We start from the raw sequence: 7,502 nt of genomic DNA, 5'->3' as shown, positions 1-7,502 counted from the left end.
CGGGACAGGGTCTTGGGGACGATCGCCACCAGCGTCAGGTGCACCACCACGAAGCCGGCGATACCGGCCATCGCAACAAAGTGAACCTTGCGGGCGACATCGAAGCCGCCGAAGAATGCCGCCAGCCAATCCAGCTGGACCGGCTTCCAGATCGCCAGCCCCGACAGCACCACCAGGATGCCGAGCAAGATCACGACCCAATACAGCAGCTTCTGCACAGCGTTATAGACGCCGGGCTGATGCGGCAGACGAAAGCGCAATGCCTGGCGCGCATCCTGTAAGACCTCTGACATGTGCAGGGGCAGAAGATGGCGACGGAAGTGTCCGCTGACACTTCCATAGAGGAGATAGAACAGTCCATTGACCACCAGCAGCCACATGGCCGCCAGGTGCCAGGCAATGGAGCCGCCCAGCCAGCCGCCCAAGGTCATCCAGGGCGCAAACTTGAAGCCGAAGATGGGCGAGGCGTTATAGATGCCCCAGCCACTGCTGATCATGCAGGCGATGGCCAATGCATTGAGCCAGTGGGCGATGCGCACTGCCAGCGGATGACGAACGGGAGGACGAGGCATCGTGGCACCTGCTTACATCGGCGGAGTGATGCCGTTCTTGCCGGCACTGATACTGGCCGCAGTGAGACTGCCATCGGCATTCTTGCGCGCCCGCACCACCACCTTCACGCCAGCAGCCAGCAGCGAGCGGTCACCCGGTTCGATGCTGACGATGGGGACATCGTCAGGCACGACGATTTTCTTCTCGCCATTCTTGTATTTCAGCGTCAGCGTGCGACCGTTGCTGGCGATGACGTCACCCACGGTGCCATTGGTCATGGTGCTGTTGGGCGCCAGGTCGAAGGGACGATGACCATCGCCGGTACCGGCCATGGACGGCGGGAACACGTGGACTTCCAGGGCCTTCTGCGAACCATCCGGCTGCGGAATGCCGGCCGCGCCGATGTAGCTGCCGGGCTTGATGTCGTTGATGTTGGCCAGGGAAATGGCAGCCACACGGGTGTCCTTGTCGAGCGCCACGCTCTGCTCGCCACCGCGGTTGCTCTTTACGACCAGTTGGTCGTTGCCAACCGAGACGATGGCGCCACGGATACCGACCATGGCTGGCGTTTGTGCCATGGCTGCCGTGCTCAACAATTGACCGGCAAGCAGCGCCGGCACCAGGGCGCTGCGAACGACTTGGGACAGGGAAATGTTCATCATGACGAAGAGGCGCTCAAAGGCCTGGGTTGGGAAGGGAGATTTGATTGTAGGCAAGCCAAGGCGTCATTCGAATGACATTCGAATGACAAAAATGTCATCTTTATCGCGCAATAAGTGAAGGAAAAAACATACTCCCCGAGGGGGAAGGCGACCGCTCGGGCAGCGGTCTTTGCTCACGCGCAGCCTCCTTGCATCTGGAAGCTGGGAAGCTGAGGGGCGGTGGTGCCGCTACACGGCATCAATCCTCGGTCGCAGCAGAGCTGCCATCGAGGATCGAGAATGGTCAGGCCATCGTTGAAGAACTGGACTGCTTAATTATCCTGATGCACCCAGTTGAAGCTGAGCGACGTCGGCTTTTCACCCACGCTCACCTTGGTGGTCTTCTTGACGCCGTTGTAGACCGCCGTGATTTCATACTCGCCAGCGGGCAGCTTGATGTTGGTCATGGGGCCGGCGCTGGGCAGGCTGAAGACGCTCTTGCCCTGGTGGTCGTTCACGTTGAGCTTGACGTTGCTGACGAAGGCGCCATCCTTGGCTTCGGAAAACAGCAGGCGCAGGTTGTAATCCTTGGCCGCCTCGCGCAGCTTGTGCTGCTCGCTGGCGCCGATGCCGCCGTTCATGTAGGCCACACTGCCCTGCACGTTCTGGGCGTAGGTGAGCGGGGCGGCCAGACCGGCGAGGCCGAAGACGATGGCACTGATGGCGGTGATCTTGTTGATGTCCATGATGGCTCCTTGTCGTGGTTCAGGATGAAAAGCGCTGCCGCACGAGGCGGTCCACCGGATAGCGCTGCGGCCAATGCCGAGGCTTCCGATGGGCTTACTGTAGGACCGCAGAATTAAGAAAGACTTAATGCAGATGCACGGCATCGCAAAAAATTCCATGCCCTGATGCAAACCGCCTCACTGGCGCGACCACTGATGCAATTTGCATCACTGCACGCCTGGTTGCCGCGTACCTCGCGCGCCTGGAAAAATGTTTCATATCAATGACTTGCAGGCTTTCATCGACCACCGATGAGCTTGGCACGCCTTTTGCCATTCTGCGCTTGTTGCGCCACTGCGGCCGCAACCCACAACACCAATATCTGGAGACTTCATGCATATCCCATCCACTAGCGGGGACGACCTCGCACGCGGTGACCGCATCAATGCATTGGAACAAGCGCTGACCCAAGGCAGGATCGATCGTCGTCATTTCATGAAACTGGCCGCCGCGTTGGGCCTGAGCACTACCGCCATCGACAGCATGGCGCAGCAGGCCGAGGCCATCGCCAGCAACCAGACCGAGCGCGCCCGTCAGTTACAGTCGCACTATGACTACATCGTGGTCGGTGCCGGTTCTTCGGGTTGCGTCGTGGCCAGCCGGCTATCCGAAAATCCGGACGTAAGCGTATTGCTGCTGGAGGCCGGTGGTAGCGATGATGCACCCAGCATCCTCAATCCCGGCGTCTGGTACACCAACCTCGGCACGGAACGCGAATGGGGCGACAAGTCGCTGCCGCAACGCCATCTGCACCAGCGCACCCTGAGCCTGGCCATGGGCCGCGCCTTGGGGGGCGGCAGCAGCATCAACGTGATGGCCTATGCGCGCGGTCACAAGAACGACTATGAGCACTGGGCTGCCGAAGCAGGCGACACTGCCTGGAATTACGAGCACATACTGGCCATCTACAAACGTATCGAAGATTGGCAAGGCGCACCCGATCCTGCTTATCGTGGCCAGGGCGGCAATGTCTGGATCCAGCCGGCCAAGGATCCCAATCCGATTGCACCAGCAATGAAACGCGCCGCTGCTGCCATCGGCATTCCTTCTTTCGAGGACCACAACGGCGCCATGATGGAAGGTCCGGGCGGCTGTGCCATCGCCAATACCTCCATCAAGGACGGCCGCCGCCGCAACATGGCTTCGCACTACCTGCATCCGGTCATGCAGCGCAAGAACCTGACCGTGCTGACCCGGGCCGAAGTGCAGCGCCTGGTATTGTCGGGCCAACGCGCCACCGGCGTGGAGATGCTCTGGCAAGGCCAGCAACGACGCATCAGCGCACAACGCGAAGTGATCCTCTCGGCCGGGGCCCTCAATTCCCCCAAGCTGCTCATGCTCGCCGGCATTGGTGACGAAGCCATGCTGCGCCGGGCTGGCGTGGCGGTGCGCCACCACCTGCCGGGCGTAGGCCGCAACTTCATGGATCACATCCTGCTGGGCGGCTGCCTGTGGGAATACAACACGCCCGAAATCCCACGCAACAACCTGGCCGAGTGCACCTTCTTCTGGAAAAGCGACAGCCAGCTGAGCTCGCCTGACCTGCAACCGTTCCAGATCGAAATTCCTTTCACCTCAGAGGCCACCGCCAAGCAATACCAGGTACCACAGGCGGCCTGGTCGATCGCCCCGGGCCTGGTGCAACCCAAGAGCCGCGGTTACCTGGAACTGCAATCGGCCGATCCACGCGACCGTCTCAAGATCCACGCCAACTTCCTTTCCGACCCGGCCGATGTCAAGGCCCTGGTGCGCGCCGTGGAACTGTGCCGCGAGATCGGCAACCAGGCCGAGCTGCGCCAGTTTGCCAAGCGCGAAGTGATGCCCGGCCCGCTCTCGCCCAAGCAGATGGAAAGCTTCGTGCGTGACGCCGCCCTCACCTACTGGCACGAGACCGGTACCTGCAAGATGGGGCGCGACAAGATGGCCGTGGTCGACCATCAATTGAAGGTGCGCGGCATCGAAGGCCTGCGCGTAGCCGACGGTTCCATCATGCCGCGCGTGACCACCGGCAACACCATGGCGCCCTGCATGATCATCGGCGAACGAATGGCCGAGATCCTCAAGCAAGCCTGATCCTCTTCCCACCCCAAGGAGCCCACATGCAATCACTGTTTGAAACCAACAGCCACTGGCAAGGCAAGATTTATTCGGACGGCTGGATCACAGCCGCTGGTGGCAGCGCCAACGTCATCGAACCGGCCACCCAGCAAGTGCTGGGCCAGACCGGCATCGGCAACGCCGAAGACATCGCGCGTGCTGCCACCAGCGCCACTGGCGCCCAGCGCCATTGGGCTGCGCTGCCCTTCACCGAGCGTGCCGCGTTGCTACGAGAAGCGGCGCGACTGATGCTGTTGCATGCCAAGGACTTCAATGACTGGAACATCCGCGAATGCGGTTCCACCACGCCCAAGGCCGAATGGAACTGGGCGCAATGCTACGAACAATTGCACATGGCGGCAGCGCTGCCGATGCAGCCCGACGGCATGCTCTTTCCCTCCACCCTGCCTGGCCGCAGCAACCAGTGGCGGCAAGTCCCCATCGGCGTGGTGGGCGTGATCTCACCGTGGAATTTCCCCTTGCTGCTGTCGCTGCGCTCGGTGGCGCCCGCACTGGCACTGGGTAATGCGGTGATCCTCAAACCCGATACCCAGAGCGCAGTCTGCGGCGGTCTGTGGCTGGCGCGGCTGTTCGAACTGGCCGGCTTGCCGACAGGCGTGTTGCACGTCATTCCCGGAGGTCCGGCCACAGGCGAGGCGCTGGTCAACCATCCGCAAGTGGGTATGATCGCTTTCACCGGGTCCACTGCCGTAGGCCGTGCCATCGGCCAGAGCTGCGGACAATCGCTCAAGAAGGTGGCGCTGGAACTGGGCGGCAACAATGCACTGGTGGTGCTGGCCGATGCCGACCTGGACGCTGCCGCCTCCAACGGCGCCTGGGCGTCCTTCCTGCACCAGGGACAGATCTGTATGCAAGCCGGACGGCACCTGGTACATCGCTCGGTCGCCGCGCACTATGCAGAAAAACTGGCAGCACGCGCCAAGGCCCTGCATGTGGGTGACCCCAACCTGGGACAGGTGCATCTGGGGCCATTGATCAATGCACGCCAACGCGATCGCCTGCATGGCCTAGTCAGCGACAGTATTGCAGCGGGAGCCAAACTGCTGGCCGGAGGCCGCTACGACCAGTTGTTCTATGCACCCACGGTGCTGGCCGAGGTCACGCCGGAGATGCCCGTGTATGGCCAGGAACTGTTCGGCCCGGTGGCCCCGATCACCGTCTTTGACGACGAAAGCGAAGCCATCGATCTGGTCAACGCCAGCCCCTATGGCTTGGCTGCAGCCATCCATAGTCGCGACGTGGCACGTGCCACCGCACTGGGACGCCAATTGCGCTGCGGTATGGTGCACATCAACGACCAGACCGTGAATAACGAATTCCAGGTGCCCTTCGGCGGCATGGGCGATTCGGGCAATGCCAGCCGTTTCGGCGGCCCGGCCAGCGTGCATGAATTCACCCAGACCCAGTGGTTGAGCATCATGGACCAGCCGATCCAGTATCCCTTCTGATTCCTGACTTGCTCCTGCAAGCTTGCCTTACCCATCCACACCTACAACAACGGAGACACCCACATGCATCCCACTCCCACCCTCCTGCCAGCCTGGCGGCGCACTTTGCTGGCCAGCATTCTGGCATTGGCTGGTGCCAGCGCCAACGCCGCCGAAATCGCCACCGACCCGGGCGACTATGCGGCGCTGCCTGCCGGCACCACCCTGGGCCTGCTGTATGCCCAGCACACCGAGCGCAACGCCAACTACGCCAACGGCAATCGCACCCCGGGGGATTTCAAGCTGGTCACCGACATCGGCCTGGCACGCTTGGTCCATTTCATGAAACTGGGCGACTACGTGATCGACCCGCAGATCATCATCCCCTTCGGCAAGGTCGATCTGCAAACGCCATTCGGGCCGCTCAACCCGGTGTCGGCCAGCGGCGTCGGCGATCCATTGGTGGGCGGTACGCTATGGCTACTGAACCAGCAGCAAGAGCAGCGCTGGCTGGGGATATCGGCCTTCGTCTCACTGCCAGCAGGCAACTACGATGGCAGCAAGGGACCGGTCAACATCGGCGAGAACCGCTGGAAAGGCATCTTCCAACTGGGCTACGTGACGGCACTGCCCGCCAATTTCATGCTGGACGTGATCGGGGAATACGCCGTCTATGGCGACAATACCAATTTCCTGGGATTGAAGCGCCAGCAGGATGCGTCCTATGGCCTGCAAACCCACCTGCGCTACATGTTCTCCCCCCTCACCTCGCTGGCCCTGTCCTGGTACCAGGACTTCGGTGGCGCCACCAAGTTGAACGGAATTGCGCAAAACGATCGCATGAACAATGGGCGGTTGCAGATCGGCTTTTCCACCTTCGTCACTCCGACCGTGCAACTGATGGCGCAGTATGGCCAGTCGGTCAAGGTGGAAAACGGCGCCAAGGAATCGAATCGTTTCAACCTGCGCATCGCCAAGGTATTCTGAAAGCAGGAGCGCTGCACCGGGGCCCACTCCAGGTCAGCGCGCCTTCTTCATCCAGCGATGCAAGGTGGAGCGGTTCACGCCCAGGCGCTGGGCGGCGGCCGAGACATTGCCATCGACTTCGCGCAAGGTGGCCTCCAGCAGTGCCTGATGGTGTTGCCGGAGCGAAGCCATACCGCCCGGACTGGCAGGAGCTGCCTGCGCGCAATGGTGCGCAGCCGCCAGCTCCTGGCGGATATCCGCCGGCAGGTGCGCCAAGCCGATCAACTCGCCCGGTTCGGCCATGACCCGAGCCAGCCGCAGCACCGCACGCAATTGGCGACAATTGCCGGGCCACGACAAACTCAGTAACTGCTGCAAACAGTCGCTCTCCAGATCCTGTTCGCCCAACCCCTCCTCGGCCAACACCACCTCGACCAGGGTACGTAACTGCTTGCGCTGCCGCAGCGGCGGCAGCCACAGGCGCAAACCATCCAGGCGGAACAGCAGGTCGGCGCGGAACCGCCCCTGCTGCACCAGTTGATCCAGCGGCTGATGCGTGGCACTGAGCAACTGGAATTCCAGCTTGCGACTAGCGCCCTCGCCCAGGCGCGTCACTTCATGCGTCTCCAGCACCCGCAACAGGCGGGTCTGCAATTCCAGCGGCATGTCGCCGATCTCATCGAGAAACAGGGTGCCACCATCGGCCTGTTCTATCCGGCCCTTGGCGCCTCCGCGCCGCGCCCCGGTGAAGGCGCCCTCGGCATGACCGAACAGTTCGCCCTCGATCAGCTCGCGCGGAATAGCGCCGCAATTGATCGCCACGAAGGGGCCACTGCGCAGGCGGCTATGCCGATGCAAAGCCTGGGCTGCCACTTCCTTGCCGCAGCCCGACTCGCCCAGGATCAAGACCGGCAGTGCAGCGTCGAGCGCGCGCACCGCTCGCGGCAAGGCACGTGCAATGTCCTCATCACCGAACTCGGGGAAACGCGCCGCCGAAGGCAGGCGGGCGGCG

At 62.3% G+C, this 7,502-nt stretch carries 7 protein-coding genes; 3 read left to right on the top strand and 4 right to left on the bottom strand.

Going from position 1 to position 7,502, the window contains the following annotated elements:
* The 3 genes from I5W_RS24565 to I5W_RS24555 form a co-directional block, all read right to left on the bottom strand.
* Window positions 1–572 (bottom strand): cytochrome b/b6 domain-containing protein (locus tag I5W_RS24565; protein WP_044531218.1); only part of this gene is annotated, 572 nt, incomplete at its 3' end.
* A 12-nt stretch (window positions 573–584) separates the two neighbouring features.
* Window positions 585–1,214 (bottom strand): DUF5666 domain-containing protein, encoded by a 630-nt coding sequence (locus tag I5W_RS24560; protein WP_083893625.1) that lies wholly within the window; start codon window positions 1,212–1,214, stop codon window positions 585–587.
* 311 nt (window positions 1,215–1,525) lie between these two features.
* On the bottom strand, window positions 1,526–1,939 hold the full coding sequence (locus I5W_RS24555) for a hypothetical protein (RefSeq protein ID WP_017453191.1): 414 nt from the start codon (window positions 1,937–1,939) through the stop codon (window positions 1,526–1,528).
* Between the two features lie 373 nt (window positions 1,940–2,312).
* Here I5W_RS24555 and I5W_RS24550 point away from each other — a divergent pair, with 373 nt between their 5' ends.
* The 3 genes from I5W_RS24550 to I5W_RS24540 all read left to right on the top strand — a co-directional run bounded on the left by I5W_RS24550 (window position 2,313) and on the right by I5W_RS24540 (window position 6,511).
* Window positions 2,313–4,052 carry a GMC family oxidoreductase gene (locus tag I5W_RS24550; protein ID WP_017453190.1) on the top strand — a complete coding sequence of 580 codons (1,740 nt, stop codon included), beginning with the start codon at window positions 2,313–2,315 and terminating at the stop codon, window positions 4,050–4,052.
* Between the two features lie 26 nt (window positions 4,053–4,078).
* A complete protein-coding gene (locus tag I5W_RS24545) occupies window positions 4,079–5,545 on the top strand; it encodes a benzaldehyde dehydrogenase (RefSeq protein ID WP_044531216.1) in 1,467 nt (488 codons plus the stop codon).
* A 63-nt stretch (window positions 5,546–5,608) separates the two neighbouring features.
* Window positions 5,609–6,511 carry a transporter gene (locus tag I5W_RS24540; protein WP_017453188.1) on the top strand — a complete coding sequence of 301 codons (903 nt, stop codon included), beginning with the start codon at window positions 5,609–5,611 and terminating at the stop codon, window positions 6,509–6,511.
* A gap of 33 nt (window positions 6,512–6,544) precedes the next feature.
* Here I5W_RS24540 and I5W_RS24535 read toward each other — a convergent pair.
* Window positions 6,545–7,502: sigma-54-dependent Fis family transcriptional regulator (locus I5W_RS24535; RefSeq protein WP_044531215.1), on the bottom strand; the 958-nt coding region annotated here is incomplete at its 5' end.

The sequence above is a fragment of the Herbaspirillum sp. B65 genome (genome assembly GCF_000333555.1).
Taxonomy (GTDB): Bacteria; Pseudomonadota; Gammaproteobacteria; order Burkholderiales; family Burkholderiaceae_D; genus Herbaspirillum; species Herbaspirillum rubrisubalbicans.
Note: the sequence above shows the minus strand (reverse complement) of the source record. Positions and strands in the feature narration are given on the sequence as shown.

Coding starts and splice junctions, on each gene's coding strand:
- I5W_RS24560 (WP_083893625.1), bottom strand. CDS start 1,214: ATGATGAACATTTCCCTGTCCCAAGTCGTTCGCAGCGCCCTGGTGCCG.
- I5W_RS24555 (WP_017453191.1), bottom strand. CDS start 1,939: ATGGACATCAACAAGATCACCGCCATCAGTGCCATCGTCTTCGGCCTC.
- I5W_RS24550 (WP_017453190.1), top strand. CDS start 2,313: ATGCATATCCCATCCACTAGCGGGGACGACCTCGCACGCGGTGACCGC.
- I5W_RS24545 (WP_044531216.1), top strand. CDS start 4,079: ATGCAATCACTGTTTGAAACCAACAGCCACTGGCAAGGCAAGATTTAT.
- I5W_RS24540 (WP_017453188.1), top strand. CDS start 5,609: ATGCATCCCACTCCCACCCTCCTGCCAGCCTGGCGGCGCACTTTGCTG.